The organism is uncultured Brachyspira sp. (genome assembly GCF_949287625.1).
In the GTDB taxonomy this organism is placed as follows: domain Bacteria; phylum Spirochaetota; class Brachyspiria; order Brachyspirales; family Brachyspiraceae; genus Brachyspira.
Genome location: NZ_CASEGO010000013.1, coordinates 17,363 through 35,739, shown reverse-complemented (window position 1 = coordinate 35,739; position 18,377 = coordinate 17,363). Strand labels below are relative to the sequence as shown.

Annotated in this window: 16 protein-coding genes; 10 read left to right on the top strand and 6 right to left on the bottom strand. The window is 27.2% G+C overall.

Annotation, left to right across the window (positions count from 1 at the left end):
• Window positions 1-152 precede the first annotated feature (152 nt).
• Complete coding sequence (locus Q1X91_RS04300; RefSeq protein ID WP_300753704.1) at window positions 153-356, bottom strand: TM2 domain-containing protein; 204 nt, start codon at window positions 354-356, stop codon at window positions 153-155.
• A 387-nt stretch (window positions 357-743) separates the two neighbouring features.
• On the opposite strand from Q1X91_RS04300, the gene Q1X91_RS04295 reads away from it, so the two are divergent.
• From Q1X91_RS04295 to Q1X91_RS04270, 6 genes are all read left to right on the top strand, one after another.
• Window positions 744-2,063 (top strand): hypothetical protein, encoded by a 1,320-nt coding sequence (locus Q1X91_RS04295; RefSeq protein ID WP_300753702.1) that lies wholly within the window; start codon window positions 744-746, stop codon window positions 2,061-2,063.
• A 228-nt stretch (window positions 2,064-2,291) separates the two neighbouring features.
• Window positions 2,292-3,896, top strand: a complete 1,605-nt coding sequence (locus Q1X91_RS04290; protein ID WP_300753700.1) for a tetratricopeptide repeat protein — start codon at window positions 2,292-2,294, stop codon at window positions 3,894-3,896.
• 173 nt (window positions 3,897-4,069) lie between these two features.
• Entirely contained in the window at window positions 4,070-5,983 is a 1,914-nt protein-coding gene (gene gyrB / locus Q1X91_RS04285) for a DNA topoisomerase (ATP-hydrolyzing) subunit B (RefSeq protein WP_300753699.1), read from the top strand.
• Between the two features lie 98 nt (window positions 5,984-6,081).
• Window positions 6,082-7,044: an NAD(P)-binding domain-containing protein gene (locus tag Q1X91_RS04280; RefSeq protein ID WP_300753698.1), complete on the top strand. Its 963-nt coding sequence runs from the start codon at window positions 6,082-6,084 to the stop codon at window positions 7,042-7,044.
• A gap of 50 nt (window positions 7,045-7,094) precedes the next feature.
• A complete protein-coding gene (locus Q1X91_RS04275; protein WP_300753697.1) occupies window positions 7,095-7,526 on the top strand; it encodes a PTS sugar transporter subunit IIA in 432 nt (143 codons plus the stop codon).
• Between the two features lie 10 nt (window positions 7,527-7,536).
• A complete protein-coding gene (locus Q1X91_RS04270; protein WP_300753695.1) occupies window positions 7,537-7,839 on the top strand; it encodes a PTS sugar transporter subunit IIB in 303 nt (100 codons plus the stop codon).
• Window positions 7,840-7,925: 86 nt separating this feature from the next.
• Here Q1X91_RS04270 and Q1X91_RS04265 read toward each other — a convergent pair whose 3' ends face one another.
• The 3 genes from Q1X91_RS04265 to Q1X91_RS04255 are packed head-to-tail and all read right to left on the bottom strand — an operon-like array spanning window position 7,926 to window position 10,531.
• On the bottom strand, window positions 7,926-9,767 hold the full coding sequence (locus tag Q1X91_RS04265; RefSeq protein WP_300753693.1) for a bifunctional UDP-sugar hydrolase/5'-nucleotidase: 1,842 nt from the start codon (window positions 9,765-9,767) through the stop codon (window positions 7,926-7,928).
• Between the two features lie 53 nt (window positions 9,768-9,820).
• Complete coding sequence (locus Q1X91_RS04260; protein WP_300753692.1) at window positions 9,821-10,186, bottom strand: hypothetical protein; 366 nt, start codon at window positions 10,184-10,186, stop codon at window positions 9,821-9,823.
• 24 nt (window positions 10,187-10,210) lie between these two features.
• The gene (locus Q1X91_RS04255; protein WP_300753690.1) at window positions 10,211-10,531 is read right to left on the bottom strand and encodes a hypothetical protein; all 321 of its coding nucleotides are present in this window, start codon (window positions 10,529-10,531) and stop codon (window positions 10,211-10,213) included.
• 155 nt (window positions 10,532-10,686) lie between these two features.
• Between Q1X91_RS04255 and pepF the strand changes: the two genes are divergently transcribed.
• The 4 genes from pepF (at window position 10,687) to Q1X91_RS04235 (ending at window position 17,146) form a co-directional block, all read left to right on the top strand.
• Window positions 10,687-12,507 (top strand): oligoendopeptidase F, encoded by a 1,821-nt coding sequence (gene pepF, locus Q1X91_RS04250; protein WP_300753688.1) that lies wholly within the window; start codon window positions 10,687-10,689, stop codon window positions 12,505-12,507.
• Between the two features lie 21 nt (window positions 12,508-12,528).
• Entirely contained in the window at window positions 12,529-14,301 is a 1,773-nt protein-coding gene (locus tag Q1X91_RS04245) for a PTS sugar transporter subunit IIA (RefSeq protein ID WP_300753686.1), read from the top strand.
• Window positions 14,302-14,384: 83 nt separating this feature from the next.
• Window positions 14,385-15,920 carry a maltose/glucose-specific PTS transporter subunit IIBC gene (gene malX / locus Q1X91_RS04240; RefSeq protein ID WP_300753684.1) on the top strand — a complete coding sequence of 512 codons (1,536 nt, stop codon included), beginning with the start codon at window positions 14,385-14,387 and terminating at the stop codon, window positions 15,918-15,920.
• A 41-nt stretch (window positions 15,921-15,961) separates the two neighbouring features.
• Window positions 15,962-17,146, top strand: a complete 1,185-nt coding sequence (locus Q1X91_RS04235) for a MalY/PatB family protein (protein ID WP_300753682.1) — start codon at window positions 15,962-15,964, stop codon at window positions 17,144-17,146.
• A gap of 87 nt (window positions 17,147-17,233) precedes the next feature.
• Here the strand turns inward: Q1X91_RS04235 and Q1X91_RS04230 are convergent, their stop codons facing one another.
• A complete protein-coding gene (locus Q1X91_RS04230; protein WP_300753680.1) occupies window positions 17,234-18,049 on the bottom strand; it encodes a pyridoxamine kinase in 816 nt (271 codons plus the stop codon).
• Between the two features lie 10 nt (window positions 18,050-18,059).
• On the bottom strand, window positions 18,060-18,284 hold the full coding sequence (locus tag Q1X91_RS04225) for a hypothetical protein (RefSeq protein ID WP_096736459.1): 225 nt from the start codon (window positions 18,282-18,284) through the stop codon (window positions 18,060-18,062).
• Between the last annotated feature and the right edge of the window lie 93 nt (window positions 18,285-18,377).

The window sequence follows — 18,377 nt, the reverse complement described above, 5'->3', positions numbered from 1 at the left end:
TAAAAGAATACATTCTACTTTAAATTATGATACTCCTATGCTATACTTTAAGAAATTAAGGAATACTTAAATGCAATATGTATGGAACCCGTGCAATAAATTATTAAGTTAATTGATTTTTATTGACTTTTTATTATTTATTAATATAAATATTATTTTTTTAATTTTCGACCTTCTTTATCTGTAAACTTGTCTAATAGTATCATTACGATATCTACTATATACCATATTCCAAAACCTCCGGCTGTTATCCAATATAATATACCAGTACCTATTTTACCAACATAAAATCTATGAAAAGGTAAAAATATTGCTAACAGTAATGTTACAAGCCAGCTTTTATCTGACACTTCCATAAAAAACCTCCTATATGTATATGAATATTAAATAGTATATATTATATATAAAAAAAGTCAATAATTATTTTTTTTATAATAATGATTTTAATAAGAAGGATAAAAAACGAAAAACTTTTTAATATATTAGTCTTTTTTTAACTATTTTAATGATTGTTTATATATTATATGAATAATATTTATAATTTTATTAATTGCGGCTTCACAAAATACTTAGATAATTGCTAATTTGTTTTTCTGTTATAGGGATGCACTTACTTGATGTGATTATTGTATATAAATTATCAATTTCATTCAATAATGTTTTTAATTTTTAACTAAAATTCTATATTGTAATTTATAATAAATATTATATTATTAGCAATAAAATATTTATGATGAAAAGTTATGAAAAAGATCTATTTATTCCTATTTATTATTATCATGTTTATTATTTCTTGTAATAATAAAAGTACATCTCCAATAATTTCAGAGGATATAGGCGATATAACATATTATAATCCTGTTTATGCAGAAACTAAGCAGTATAGTTTTATAAAATGGGATCATATTACAGAAAGTACAGTTTTTGTTAAAAGTACATTCAAAAAAATAGCTGAATCAAAAGATGCGATTCTTTATTTAGAAAATGGTATTGATAAGAGCAAAAGCGATATATTAAGTTTTTTAACAGAATTTGAAAAAGATTATCTTAAAGAAATTGAAATATATGGTTCGCCTTCAGATATTGATCAAAATGGAAAAATAATATTTCTAATGGCTTCACTTAATACTAATAGTCAAGAAGGAGATTCAAGTGTTGGAGGATATTTCTCTCCATCTGATCTTATAGAAGGAAAAGATGGTGTTAGAGGAGAATATCTTCATGTAGATGCTGCTTGGAATACAGATAAGGTATTGGGTATTATGATGCATGAATTGCAGCATTTAATTAACTATAATGTAAACGTATTTAATGGCAATAATGAAATGGATATTTGGCTTAATGAAGCACTTTCAGAATCTACATCACATTTATTTTCCCCATCAATTGTTGAAGAGAGAATTACAGCATTTAATGAAATACCTTATTATTCTTTTTATTCTTGGTATTTCAAATATGATGATTATGATAATAATAATATATTTGGAAGAGATTTGTCTGTTGTTAGTTATGGTAATGCATCAATGTTTATGAAATGGCTTGATATTAAGACTGGAGGCAATCAGGAAATTTATAAAAAAATAGCATCTTCTTCTTCTTTAGACAGCGAACAAAGACTTGTAGACAGTATAAAAGCATTAAATAATTCTTTAGGTGCTGATATGAATAGTATTATGGTTAATTGGATATCTGATTTAAATAATAATAATGATTTAGGATTGGGAGTGAGGGTCTCTGCTTTAGCTGATTCAGGAGTAAGTATATATAATTTGTTTATTGAAAGCGGACAAACTAAACTTATTCCAGGAGCATTAGTAGTATGTTCTGCTTCCGATGCCGATAAAATAAGTGATTCAAAAGTTACAGAAAAAGATTTAGGAAACGGAACAGTTGCACTATTAAATAACTCAAAGAATGCAGAAGCAGGAGTAGTTTCTCAAAATAGTATAGTAAATATTTCTCTTACTCCGTCAGCTGCAGCAGCTGGTGTGTTAAGTTCAAAAAGTTATAATGATTTAATTATATTCAAAAAAGACTATTTTAGAGATATAATAATTAAATAATAATCATTAATTAAAAAATATATAATCAGACTGCTATTAAAAAGCAGTCTGATTTTTTATTTTGTTTAAATTTTTATAAATTATGTTTATAGTTTATATTAATTAGTTTTTAGAATTATATTTGATATACCGTTTTTTACAAAATAGTTACATTTTAGTATTTATATAGAAAATAAGTAATATTTATGTAGTTTTTTAATACTGGTATAATAAAAATAGGAGTTTATCATGTCATTATTATCAAAAGAAGATATAGAAACATTAGAGTCATTTCATACCGGTAACGGCGGATATTTTTATAAAATGTTAAACTATTTAGAAGAGTTTATTGAAAATGGTATAAGAGAGAATAGATTTACATTAGAAGAGGCTAGGGAAGATTTGGATATAGCATTATGGTATTCTTATGCCTGCAATAATATAGGCGATTATGAACATTATTATATGTCTAAAGAGTTTATGAAATATTCTGAAAAAAATGCCGGAGGATGCGGAACTTGGTACTACAGATATACAGTTGCTCTTATATACTGCGGTAAATTGGAAGATGCTTTAAAATACTCTGAACGCGGTGTTATAGAAGAACCAGATTACCCTTGGGGCTGGCTTGAGCTTGCTAAACTCAGACTTCATTTTGGAAATAAGGAGGGGGCGGTTGAAGCAAATAATAAAGGTCTTGAAATAGTGCCTAATGATTATGAGTTTTTAAGACAGGCTGATGAGATAGAAAATTATTATTCATTAGAGGCTTTGGAGTATCACTATATAAACGAGGAGAGTGACAAGAATTTACTAGAAGGGCTTGATTACGGAGAGGATAAACTGAATGCTATAGCTTATATATTATGCGATGAAGAAAAATTAAAAGAAATAAAAAATATTATTAATCCTACAGAATGGGAAGCTGATAGTCCGTATTGTAATTTTAAGTTTTATATTGGCGATAAATTGATAGACGGTGTATTTACCATGAATGAAGCGGCTGTATCAAAATTGGATAAAGAGATGATAAAAAAATCTTTAGATGAGCTTAAAGAAGTAAAAGAAATATCTAAAAATAATGAGAATGCTGAATTAATATCCGTAAAATTTGATATTGATTATACTATTGAAGCTGCATTTAAGAATAATGAAACAGAAAATACTTTTTCTATTAGAAAAATGTTTAATGAAGATTCTGAATATAAAAAAGTTGCAGATGAAATTTTTGATTCATATGGTATGCCTTTAGATCCTTATTTGGAAGAACTTCCGAATATTGTTACTTTATACAAAAAAGAAGATAATTGTTTATATTATGCAGAGTGCTGGATTAATGATGAGTTTATAGTAAAACATACCGGCATAGTAGGTAATACAGGAAAAACTGAAGAATACAAATATGATAATCCAAGAGATTATAAAAAATTTTTAGACAGTTTTTATGAAGAATATAGCGATTATACAGAAATATCCAAAGAAGAATATTTTTATTTAATTTTGCAGTTTGAAGTAGAGCCGTTTGAGGGTGAATTGCCTAGTAAATATAATGATGCTGTGAATAATATAGGTAATACTTTACACTCTGTTTTAACTTGGAATGCTGTTGGAAGTCTTAATTCTTGTAATGCAGGAGAAACTGAAAATATAAAAGGAAAATATGTTATTAATTTCTTTTGTATTGTTATTAATACAGATATAGCATTCAGACTTATATTAAATGAGGTAATAGAAAATATAAAAGATGATATTGATTTATCTCATGTAAAAATAGCTTCTATAGCCTATATAGATAACGGTGAAGATTATAATTTATTGTATTCTTCGGATTCAAGTACTGATTTTTCTATATAGTTGTTGAAAAATAATGTATAAAGAATATTAAAAAATTAGATAATTCTAACATTTTTATGGCTAAATACTGTAATTTAAATTTGTAATATTTAGTTATTCATTGTATAATGTACACATTAAAATTTAAAAATATTATTAATAAATATTTAAGATAAAAGAGGAAAATTACAAATATGGCTGCTGCAGAAAAAACATATAGCTCGAAAAACATTCAAGTTTTGGAGGGGTTAGACCCTGTTAGAAAGCGTCCTGGTATGTATATAGGTTCTACAGGTGCTCAAGGTTTGCATCACTTAGTATATGAGGTTGTAGACAATAGTATAGATGAAGCTATGGCAGGATATTGTAAGAATATAACTGTTACTATAGAAAAAGATAATATAATAAAAGTAGAAGATGACGGAAGAGGTATACCTGTTGATATGCATCCGAAGTTAAAGATTTCTGCTTTGGAAGTCGTTATGACTAAACTGCATGCTGGCGGTAAATTCGATAATGAGACATATAAAGTATCAGGCGGTTTGCATGGTGTAGGTGTATCTGTAGTTAATGCTTTAAGTACAGAGCTTATTGCCGAGGTTAGAAAAGACGGCAAATTGTACAGACAGGTATATCATAGAGGTGTCCCAGAAGAGCCAGTAAAAGAAGCGGGAACAAGCACAAAAAATGGAACTACTGTAACATTTAAGGCTGATGCTGATATATTTGAAACTACAATATATGACTATAAAATTCTTGCAAATAGACTAAGAGAATTAGCTTTCCTAAACAGAGGTATAAGAATAACCCTTGTAGATAAAAGAGAAGCTGAAACTATAAGTAATGAATTCTATTATGAGGGCGGTATAGAGATGTTTATAACCCACCTCAATGAGAATAAAAAAGCATTGCATGATAAGCCTATTTATCTTCATAAAACAGAGGATAAAACTGATGTAGAAGTAGCTATGCAGTATGTTGATGCTTATAATGAAAATATATTTACATACTGTAATAATATTAATACAACAGAGGGCGGTACTCATTTAGTGGGATTTAGAACTGCTTTAACAAGAGTTTATACTGATTTTGCTAAAAAACTTGAATTAGATAAAAAAAATAAAATAACATTTATGGGTGAAGATACAAGAGAGGGACTCGTTGCTGTAGTGTCTGTAAAAATACCTAATCCTCAGTTTGAAGGACAGACAAAAACTAAGTTAGGTAATACAGAGGTGCGTGCTGTAACTGAAAAACTTGTGGTAGAAGGTTTAAATGACTATTTCTCACAAAACCCAAAAGTTATAAAGGCTATATTAGAAAAAATAATATCAGCAGCAAATGCAAGAGAAGCTGCAAGAAAGGCAAGAGATTTAGCAAGAAGAAAAAATGCCTTAGAAAGCGATTCTCTTCCGGGAAAATTGGCTGACTGCTCAGAACAGGAAGTTGATAAATGTGAAGTATATCTTGTAGAGGGAGACTCTGCAGGCGGTACTGCTAAAGGCGGAAGAGATAGGCATTTCCAAGCTATACTTCCTCTTAGAGGTAAAGTATTGAATGTTGAAAAAGCCAGACTTGATAAAATTATAGATAATGAAAGTTTGAAACCTATAATTGCTGCTTTAGGCTGCGGAGTAGGGGCTTCATTTGATATATCTAAAATAAGATACGGCAGAGTTATTATAATGGCTGATGCTGATATTGACGGCTCTCATATAAGAACTTTGCTTTTAACATTCTTCTTTAGATATATGCGTCCTTTAATAGACTTGGGACATATATTTATAGCTGTTCCGCCTCTATATAAAATAAGTTTTGACAAGAAAAACTTTACTTATGCCTATTCTGATGAGCAAAGAGACAAAATACTTGAAGAGAATAAGGATAAAAAATCTGATATACAGAGATATAAAGGTTTGGGTGAAATGAATGCTGACCAATTATGGGAAACTACTATGAACCCAGAAACTAGACTTATGTATCAGGTATTAACAGAAGATGCTGAAAAAGCTGATCAGTTATTCTCTATGCTTATGGGCGATGAAGTTAAGCCTAGACGTGATTTTATTGAGGCTAATGCAAGATACGTTAAAAATTTGGACGTTTAATCGATATTTTTTAATTTTTATATTTGTATTTTTCTTAAATATTTTTATTTTTAATATAGGATAATTGTATAATTTTTTGAAAATAAGGAGTAAAATTTATGGATAATAAATATAATTTAATTATAGTAGGCGGAGGTCCGGGAGGTATTGCTGCTTCTGTTGAGGCTTCTATATTAAAAATGGATAAGGTGCTTTTAATAGAAAAAGGCGATAACCACTCTACTACTATCAGAAAATTTTATAAAGATGATAAAAGAGTAGATAAAGATTATAAAGGCGAAGCTTTAGATTTGAAAGGTAATATAAAATTTGAAACAGCAACTAAAGGCGATGTATTAGATTTATTTAGTGAATGTTTATTTGGTAACTATATAGAGGCTATGTTTAATACTGAAGTTGAATCTATCAAAAAAAATGGCGAATATTTGGAAGTAACTACAGTTGACAATAAACAGTATTTAGCAAGATATGTTGTAGCTTCTATAGGTAAAATGGGAAGACCAAACAGACCTGATTATGCTATACCTGCAAGTCTTAATGCTGTTGTAAACTTCAATATTTATAAATGTAAGGAAAATGAAAAAATATTAGTAGTAGGAGGAGGAAACTCTGCTGTTGAATATGCTTACCTTTTGGGAAAAGATAATGATGTTACTATAAACTATAGAAAAGCAGAGTTTACAAGACCTAATGAAAAGAATTTAGAAACTATTAAAGAAGATATTGCAAGCGGAAAAGTGAAGGCAAGATTAGGCGTTGATATAAAATCTATAGAAGATAAAGAAGGTAAAGTGTTAGTTCATTATACTGATGGTGTTGATGAAGTTTATGACAGAGTAATATATGCTTTGGGAGGAGTTGCTCCTGTAGACTTCTTAAAAAGATGCGATATAGAATTAGATGAAGGCGGCGTTCCTATAGTTAATGATAAGCATGAAAGTTCTGTTAAAAACTTGTTTATAGCTGGAGATATACTTTATAAATCTGGCGGTTCTATAGCTAAGGCTTTGAATGCTGGTTTTGATATTGTTGAACATATAGATGGTTTGATGAAAAAATAAAATATAGTTTTTTATAAGGGGCTTTTTTAAAGCTCCTTTATATAAATAAAATGTTAAAAGAGTTATTAAAAGATAATATACTGATAATAGATAGTGTTTCTGATTGGCAGGAAGCATTACGTATAGGAGCTGACTGCCTGCTTAAAAAAGGCTTCATAAAAGAAGAATATATTAAGGCAATTATTGATGATGTTTATAAGTATGGTCCTTATATTGTTCTTACTGATGGAGCTGCTATGCCGCACTCAAGGCCAGAAAATGGTGTTATAAAAAAATCTATGAGTTTGCTCAAAGTAAGAAGCGGAGTAGATTTTTATAAAACAGAAAAAAAAGTATATTTATTTTTTACTTTAGCAGCAGAGGATTCTAATGGTCATCAGGACGCTGTGCTTGAACTTGCTGATTTTTTATGTGATAATGAAAAGTTAAATAAACTTATAACTGAAGATTTAAATGAAAAAGAAATTTTAAATTTAATATAAGGAGTTAATTATGTTAAAAGTATTAGTTGCTTGTGCAAACGGAGCAGGTACTAGTTTAATGATGAAAGAGAAAGCTCAAATGGCTTTAATAACATTGGGAATAAATGATTTGCATATTGATCATTGTGATTTGCATAGCTGCAAAATGGATGATTATGATTTGATATTTTGTCCTGTTGCTTTTGCTGATGATTTTAAACATGCAGAAGAAAAAGGTATTAAAGTTATAGCTATAAAAAATATTCTTTCTCAAGATGAGTTTAAAGAAAAACTTGAAAGTTCTGGGTATTTAGAAGAATTAAAAAAGAAATAAATTATAATTGATATAGTTTTTAATTTTTTTAATAAAAAAAGCAGAAGCTGTTTTTTTAAGAGCCTCTGCTTTTTTATTATCTAATTTTAGTTATTCGGATATAAAAGTTTATAGTCTTTTTTTATTCCAGCTTGAAGATAATCATTAGGTATTACTTTCCAATTATTAAGTTTTTCTACTGTAATAGCTCCGTTCTGATTTTCAAACCAATTTATTATATAATATCTTAAATCTTTATCAGTAGATTTCAAAACTAAATCCATATTCTGTAAAGTTTTTAAATCTATTGCCGCACCTTGTGTAAGATGTCCGCCGCCGCCGCTTCCTCTGTAGGAATTAACGGCAACTTTATATTCTTTATCTAATTCAAACTCTCTTCCGTCACTTAATGATTCTATAGTAACTTTTTCTCCGTTAGGTTTAGTTACATCAACAGTATAATTCAAACCTCCTACACTGTCATAGTTATATGTAGGTGTGAGAGTGTCATAAGAGTTGTATCTTTTATTAAAAATTAATTCTCCGTCCGCATCTTTTTTGAAAGATATTATATGATCATTAATATTTGTCATAGTATTAAACCATCTGCCGTAAGAATATTCCATAATATCTTTTATCTGCCTTCCTGTTAATTTCATCACATAGAAGAAATTTTCATAAGGATATAAATTGAACATATCTCTTACTTTGACAGTTCCGCTATTTAAAACAGCATCTTTACTTAGAGGAGCTGCAAATGAAAGATCTGCCTCTTCTCCTAATTCTTTTTTAGCTATTTCAAATTGAAGTTTATGTATGAAACTTAAAAAATAACTATCACCAAATATTGCTTCATCGGAAGTAAGTTTTGTATTTAGAGCTCCTATATCTCTTGACACCCATTTAATTATATTTTCTTTAGAATTATTAAATTTGTCCAAAAACTCTTTATCAGGCTCAAATGAAGAAGGATCTAATAATTTTCCGTCTAGTTTTATATTCCATTCTTTTTTATCTTTATCATACTGCATACTTACATCAACAGAAACTATTGCTCTTGCTGCATTAATACCGCCGTATATAGGAACTATTTTTCCGCTTGGAGTTTTTACTTCTTTAGTCTTTTGTTTTGTTTCCTCATCATATCCTAATCCACTCCAGCCTTGATGATCATGCCCTATAAGTATAATATCAAAACCATCTACTTGTTCAGCTACTAACTGACTGGCATTTTCATTTTTATATGTTTCTTTATCTTCTGTGTAATTAGCACCAGAATGAAAAAGCCCTACAATAATATCAGGTTTTTCTTTATCCTTTATAACTTTAATCCATTTTTTTGCGGTTTCAACCATATCTTCTGCTTCTAAACCTTTGTATAATATTTTAGGAAACTGTTCTTCTATGGCAGGTTCAGTAAGAGCGAGTACTGCTATTTTTATATTGTTTTTTTCTATTATAGTATATGGTTTGAAATAAGGCTCTTTTGTATTTTCATCTACCAAATTAGCAGATATTAAAGGAATTTTTAATTCTTTTGATAATCTGTCATAAACACTGTGTCCAGCCTCTATATCATGGTTACCCAATCCTACAGCATCATAATTCATATAGTTTAATACTTCTGCCCATATATGAGGCTCATTAGTAGCAACAAAGTTATAATAGTATACTGTAGGCTGCCCCTGCAATGCATCTCCATTATCAAGCAGTAAAACAGTTTTACCATCATTTCTAAGCTGTTTCAAATATGAAGACACATGAGCCATAGATGTATTTTCTTCACTGTCTGTAATAAAATTATATGGAAAAATCATTCCATGAACATCAGTTGTTTGTACTATAGTAAAGTCTATTTCTCCTTCTGGATAAACTCTATTTTTATTAGCATTACATGATACAAGTAATGTTGATAAAAAAATACTCATTATTATATAACCCCTTCTCATGCCTTTGCCTCCAAATTATTATTTATTAGATGATTATAGCATGGTATATATGATTATTCAATTTTTAAAACTTTTTTTACTACATCAATATTAGCAATTATAAAATTGATAGAGTTAAATATATAATATAGCGTAAATAAAATAAGAACTATAAGAAACCCTCTTCTAAATATAGTTCTGTTTTTGCTGTCTTTATCTTCAGTCCAGAACAAATCAATTATATCTTTCTTTTTTCTTTTATTTTTTGATTTATTTTTTTTATTATTTGTTTGATTTGTATTATCAGTTTTTTTGTTTTTTGACAATATTCTAAATATTATAGAGATGATTATATATATAATACATGCAAATATTACAAAGTTAAATATTAAATAAAAAGTCATTATTTGTTCTATATCGTTTAAATTCAAGTTTTCCATTTTTATCTCCTTAATTATAATTTTTCAAAAATAACAAGCTATGGTCTGCTTATTTAGTAAATCTGTATATTCTGACTTCCAATAATGCGGATCATTAATTTCTGTATATTTTACAGTATATACTTCTATTTTTGAAGTAAAAGGTCTGCTTAAAAAAATAAATAAGTGATCTTCATCACCAAAGCCTCCAACTGATATTTCTCTTATTTTATTTCCTGCTTTTAACTCACTATATAATATTTTTTCTAATTCATTATTTAATTTAGATAGTTTGTTATTTTTTATAATTTTATTTAATTCTTTAATTTGCTGTTGTTTTTCATTAAAAAGAATATACTGTTTCAAAATAATATTTCCAAAATAATTATTTTATACCATTATATTATATAATTATTTTTTATTTTGTAAAATATAATATTATGGTATAATTTACAAACATTGATTATATATGTTTTATATACGTTTTAATAGAAAATATTATTTTAAGGAGCAAATATTATATGAGTAATGAAAATAAATTAAGCACTCTAATAGAAAGAAAGAATGTAAAAATAGATGATACTTGGGATTTGAGCTTATTATATAAAACTGATGAAGAATTTGAAAAAGATTTTAAGCTAATGGAAGAGTTTTCTAAAGACGTTTCGAAGTTCAGAGGAAAATTATCAGATTCAGCAAATGAATTAAAAAATATATTAGATACTATAATGAAGGCCTCTATAACTTTAGAAAAATTAGGTTCTTATGCTTTTTTGAGACAAACAGAAGATTTAACTAACAATGATTCTAATGTGAAAGTGGCTAGATTTGCAAAACTCTCTTCGGAAATTTCTGCTAATATGAGCTATTTTGAACCAGAATTAATGAGTATAGATGATGAAAAGATGAATAGTTTTTTAAAAGATGAAGTATTAAAAGATTATTTAATTTATTTAAATAAAATACTAAAATACAAACCTCATACATTATCAGAAAAAGAAGAGAGAATATTGGCACTTCAAAGCGAATTATCTTCAACTGCTTCTAATGTATTTGATACTTTAAATGATGCTGATTTGAATTTTGGGGAAATTGAACATAACGGAGAGAAAACTCCATTAACACATGCAACATTCTCTAGTTTTCAGGAAAGTGATGACAGAGAATTAAGAAAAAAGAGTTATGAACAATTTTATAAAGAATATGATGATCATAAAAACACATTGGCAGAACTTTATGCAAGTCAAATTAAACAGGATATATTTGATGCTAGAATAAGAAACTACAACAGTGTACGTGAAATGGAATTATTCGGCGATGATATACCAGTGAGCGTTTATGACAGTTTGATTGAAAGTGTACATAATGCTTTGCCTGCAGTGCATAGTTATTATAAATACTGTGCAGATAAATTAGGAATTACTGATTTCAGACAATACGACAAGTATGCTCCAGTAGTAAAAGATATTAAAATAAATCATACATTTAATGAGGCAGTAGAAGTTTTGAAAAATGCTTTATCTCCATTGGGTGATGAATATGTATCTACTCTTATAAAAGGTCTTAATTCAAGATGGGTTGACAAATATGAGAATAAAGGTAAATCAAGCGGAGCATTCTCGGCAGGCTGTTATGTATCAGAACCTTATATATTGATGAACTTTAGAGATGAAAGTATTGAGTCGGTATTTACATTGGCACATGAGGCTGGACATAGTATGCATAGCTATTACAGCAGAAAAAATAATCCTTTTCAGCATCATGATTACAGTATATTTGAAGCTGAAGTTGCATCTACTTTTAATGAAAAACTTTTATTTAATTATTTTATGCAAAATGAAAGTAAAAAAGAAGTTAAGGCATTTTTGCTTAATAAAGATATAAACGGGTTTGTTGCTACAGTATTCAGACAGACTATGTTTGCCGAATTTGAGCATATTATTCATAAAGAGGCTGAAGAGGGTAATCCTACAACATTAGAGCTTATAAGAACAGTTTATAAAGATTTGCTTAAAAAATATTTTGGGGATAATGCGGTGCTTGAAGAGACAAGCGATTTAGAGGCTTTGAGAATACCTCATTTTTACCGTTCATTCTATGTTTATAAATATGCTACTGGTATGTCAGCTGCTGTTGCTCTATCAAATGGAGTGCTTGAAGGTAATGCTAAAAATGACTATACCAACAGAGATAATTATTTGAAATTCTTAAAAAGCGGAGGAAGCAGAACACCTATAGAGAATTTAAAAGTTGCTGGTGTTGATATGACCAAACCAGAAGTAGTGGAAAGTGCTTTAAAACTTTTTGCTAAAGAGGTTGAAGAATTAAAAGCATTAAATTAATTTTTATAAAAATAATAAAATATGAGTTTTACTAAAGTTTATTTAGATATACTTAAAGAAATTAATAATAATCCAATATCTATAAATACATTAGTAGTAAAATATAAAATTACTGCTAGGGCGATAAGGTATTATATTGATAATATAAATAATCATTTAAAAAAATACTGTATGCCTGAAATATATCTAAAAAATGGTAAACTTTATTTTAATTTAGATGATGATGCCTTAATTTCTTTTATTGAAAAAATACCAATAAATGAGTATTTGTTATCGCAAGATGAGAGAAAAAAATATATTTTATTTAATTTTCTTTTTAAAAAGAATATTATTATATCAAAGTTGGAAAGAAGTATTGGTGTAAGCAGAACTACTATAAAGAATGATATTAATGATTTAAAAGAATATATTAAGAGCTTTGATCTTTATTTTTATTTAGAAACTAATAAAATAAGATTAGGCGGTAATGAAAAGAAGTTAAGGCATTTAAAATTTTTAAATATGCTTCAATATATCAATGTAGAATCAAATAAAATAAATTATATAAATGCCGTATATCCGAATGAAAAAATAGAATTATCAATATTAAAAGAATATATTGGTCAAGCTGATATAAATATGATATGCACAATCATATTTGAAGTAGAAAAAAAGTTAAAATCAAAATTTTCTGATAAATTTAAAAATATAATGTCTATATATTTAATAGCAACTTTAGAGAGAATAAAGAATAATCATATAATAAAGAAAAAAAATAATGCCGATTTTCTAATTAAACTTCCAGAATATAAAAAAATAAAAATAGTTCTTAATAATTTTTTGTTTCAGCATAATAATAAAAATTACAAATATGAAATACTTCATTTAACAGAATATTTTTTAAGTGAATATTATAATGAACATTTTTATGAGAATAAGATAATTTCAGAAAAGTTTATATTAAAAATTTTGGAGGATATGAATATAGCAATAGAAAATGATTTAGTAGAAGAGATTACTAAATATCTTTTACCAGCTATATATAGAATTAAAAATAATTTTTGTATAGATAAAAATTTGGATTTTTGTAATATAGATGCAAATGTATTTAATATGGTTAAAAATAGTGTAGAAAAGAATATGTCATATCTCTATGAACCTTTAAGAGAAGAAGAAATTTATTATATAGCGAAGATTATAGAAAATTATACATGTAAGTACGATAAAATTTCATTAAAAGAGCTTATGAAAACTATATATAAAAATTATGATGATAAAAAACTTTTAATAGAAAAAATTAAAAGGAAATTTTCAAAATTCATTTATGATGATATAAGAGATAGTTTTGACTACAATATTTTAAATTTTTTAAAAAAGCAAAATATATATATTATTAAAGATAATATATATAGAGAGAATATTTTAAATATTTTTTTTAATGATAAATATATCAATAATAAAAATATTGCTATTTTGAATAATGCTGTAAAAGAATTTGGGCAGTACTTTTTTATAAAAGAAAAAATATTTCTTTTCAGTAATATGTATATTAATATTAATAATATAGACAATAGACCTTGTATACATTTAATAGTATCAAAACAATCAATTATTGTTAATGATAAGGATGCTAATATTTTATTTTTTATAATAGTTAATAATAAAACTGAACATTTACAGATAGTATCACAAATAATGAAACTTTCTGAAGATAACAATTTTATGAAAGAGATCATAAATCAGAAAACACCCGAGAAAATTATTTTATCAATAGAAAAATATTACAGCTATACAAAAAAATTCAAAAAAAAGTGAAATATTATTTATATTGATTTTTCATTTCTTATATGATAAATAGAATTCAATCTATAATAAACTAATGTATCGAGGTATGTGATATGAATAAAAAAATAAATTTTTGGGAGTTTTTTCAAGGTTTAGGAAAAACATTTATGCTTCCGGTTTCTTTACTTGCTGCTTGCGGTATTATGCTTGGAGTGGGAAGTTCTTTTTCTAGTTCTGTAACGGCAGAAATTTTACCATTTTTGAAAATACCTATCATAAAAGTATTTTTTGAGTTTATGGCAACAATAGGTTCTTTTGCTTTTTCTAATTTACCAGCTATGTTTGCTATCGCTATACCATTAGGTCTTGCAAGAGCCGATAAAGGTGTTGCTGCTTTTTCAGGTTATGTAGGTTTTGTTGTATCATGTTTATCTGTTAATTTTTTATTAAAGGCAACAGGTACTTTAGCTTCAGCAGAGGATATGAAAAATGCTGGTCAGGCTATGGTTATGGGTATACAAAGTATTGATATTGGTGTTTTAGGCGGTATTTTAATAGGTATTATAGTTGCTAAAATACATAATCAATTTCATGAAATTAAACTTCCTGATGCTTTAGCTTTTTTTGGCGGAGCTAGATTTGTGCCTATTGCTACTTTAGTTATAGTTGGCTTAATAAGTTTATTAATACCTTTTATATGGCCTACTTTCAATAAGTTAATTATAGGAATAGGTAATTTGATAGGAAAAGCAGGTATTTTCGGACCATTTTTATTTGGAACAGGAGAGGGATTATTAAGACCTTTCGGACTTCATCACATACTTGTGGCTATGATAAGATTTACTTCTGCTGGCGGAGATGCTATAGTTAATGGTGAGACTGTATCAGGTGCTTTAACCATATTTTATAAAGAGTTTGCAAATGGTATTTTGGATCCTAATGTTACTAGATTTTTATCTCAGGGAAAAATGCCTTCATATTTATTCGGGCTTCCTGCTGTAGCACTTGCTATATATCATACTGCAAGACCAGAAAATAGAAATAAAATAAAAGGATTATTAACTTCAGGAGTAATAGCTTGTGTTATAGGAGGTATTACTGAACCTTTAGAGTTTATATTTTTGTTTATATCACCTATACTTTATATATTCCATTGTATTATGGTCGGACTTGGTTTTATGACTATGGGTATATTAAAAGTTGCTATAGGAAACACAGATGGTAATTTAATTGATTTTATAGTATTTGGTATTTTACAAGGTACTAGAACTAATTGGTATTTGGTTCCTGTTGTTGGTGTTGTTTGGTTTGCTGTATATTACTTTGTATTTAAATTTGCTATATTAAAATTCGATTTGAAAACACCTGGAAGAGAAGTTATTAATGATGGTGATAGTGTAAAACTTGGAGGATATGATGAAGAAAGAATGCTTAAAGCTATTGGCGGAAAAGAAAATATAGTATCATTAGATAACTGTATAACCAGACTTAGATTGGTTGTCAAAGATATGGCTTTAATAAATGAGGAAGAAATAAAAGCTACAGGTGCTATAGCGGTTGTTAAACTAGATGATACTAATCTTCAAATAATTATAGGACCTCAAGTACATGTTGTAAAAAACAAATTAGATAAACTTATAAAAAGTTAATTCTATTGTATAATATTGAAATATTTATTTAGGATTAATATATGGATTTTGATACAATTATAAATAGAAAAGGTACATACTGTACTCAATGGGATTATATTAAGGATAGGTTTGGAGTTAATGATCTTTTGCCTTTTACTATATCAGATATGGATTTACAATCGCCTCAAGAGATTATAGATGCTTTAATTAAAAGAGTAAATCATAAAATATTTGGATATAGCAGATGGAATCATGATGATTTTAAAAATTCTATAGAATTATGGTATAAAAAGAGATTTAATTTTAATATAAATAAAGATGATATCGCATATAGTCCTAGTGTTATATATTCTGTATCAAATTTCATAAGAATGAAATCTAGTATTAATGATAATATATTAATATTAACTCCTGCTTATGATGGATTTTTAAAAACTATAAAGGCAAATAATAGAAATATATTATCTTCTTCTTTAATAAAAACTGAGTCAAAATATGAAATAAATTTTGAAGATTTTGAGGAGAAGTGCAGAATATCTAAAATATTTCTTTTTTGTTCCCCTCATAATCCTGTAGGAAGAGTTTGGGATATTGATGAACTTAAAAAGCTAGTGGATATTTGTAAAAAATATAATGTATATATAATATCAGATGAAATACATATGGATATAGTATACAATAAAAAACATATACCAATACTTTCTGTTGATGATTATGATAATATGATGTTATGCACTTCTGCTTCAAAAACTTTTAATATACCTGCTTTAGGAGGCTCTTATCTATTTATAAGAAATAATAAAGATAGAAATGACTATTTAAATATATTAAAGGATAGAGATGCTTTATCTTCGCCTCCGATATTAGCAATAATAGCAACTATGACAGCTTATAATAAATGCGATTATTGGGTTGATGAGTTATTAGCATATGTAAATAGTAATATAAATTATATAGTTTCTTATTTGAATAAGAACATACCAATGCTAAACTCATATATTCCGGAAGGTTCGTATTTTGCTTGGATTGATTATTCTAAATTGAATATATCTGAAGAGGTTTTTCAAAAATATTTAATAGAAATAGGTAAGGTTGCTATAATGAATGGATCTATATATGGTGAGGAAGGAAAGACTTTTATAAGAATTAATTGTGCTTGTTCTATAAGTAAAATAAAAGATTGTATGGGTAGAATAACTAAGACTATTGAATATATGAAATCAAATAATATAATAAACTTATAATTAATCATCATTAAGTTCTGCATTATATTTAATGAAAGTATTTTATTTTATGCCGTTAATAAAAATTAACAAATATTAATATTATTTTTAATCGTCAAGCAAATGAAGTCTTTTTTCTATAGATATGCCGTAGAGTCTGTCATCATTATCTTTTACTGATAGTTCTACTGCCTTGTATATAAATTTGGTGGCTTTTTCTAATGATTCTTTTATTGAATGACCTTTAAGTATATATCCTAATAAAGAAGAACCGAAAGCATCTCCAGTGCCAGGTATCATTATATTTATTTTAGGGTAATAGCTTGTAATAAAATTATTATTCTCATAGCATAAGCAGCCTATGTATTCATCTTTTGATACACTTGTAACTATTACAGTTTTAGGTCCCATTTTTGAAATATCCTGAGCCATTTGTTTTACTTCATTTTCTGAATATTTATTGGAAGGGTCTTTATCCAGTAATACAGCTAACTCTGTTATATTGGGTGTTATTATATCTGCATGCTTTATTATGTTTTTCATAGATATAACATGCTCTTCTGACATAGAAGGGTATAATTTACCATTATCTCCAAGTATAGGATCTATTAGAATAGTGTCTATATTAAAATGTTTTATAATATCTATTACAATATCAGGCTGTTTTCCAGAAGATATCCATCCAACATAAAAGGCATCAAATTTTGGATTTCTTAATTTTAATTGTTCTGTTATTTTTTCCAACTGCTCGGTTAAATCAAAAGCACAAAATGATTCAAAAGCGGTATGATTTGAAAGTAAAACACTTATAAGCGGTGAAACTTTTATTCCAAAATATGATAATACTGGTATATTAACAGTTAAAGAAGCCTTTCCATACGAACATAAATCATTAAGAAGAAGTACATTAAAATCTTTTTTCATAATACTATTACTATTTAAATATTATAAGCGATTTACTGTCAGCAAGCACTTTGTATCCCGCAACCTGAGCAAAATAAGCAAACTGATCAAGAGTTATATCGTATCTATCTTCTATTTCTTCTTTAGTAACTTTCATTTTTTTAGTTCCAGACATGAAAGAATTAAGTTCAAATCCGCTGCTTCCAAATTTTCTCTCTACTTCTTTTTGAAACGGATTTTTTTTACCTCTTCTCATTTATTACTCCAAAAAGAATATTATTAGTTAGGATATCATATAATAAATTTTTTTTCAATTATAAATTTTATTAAAAAACCTATACATATTAAT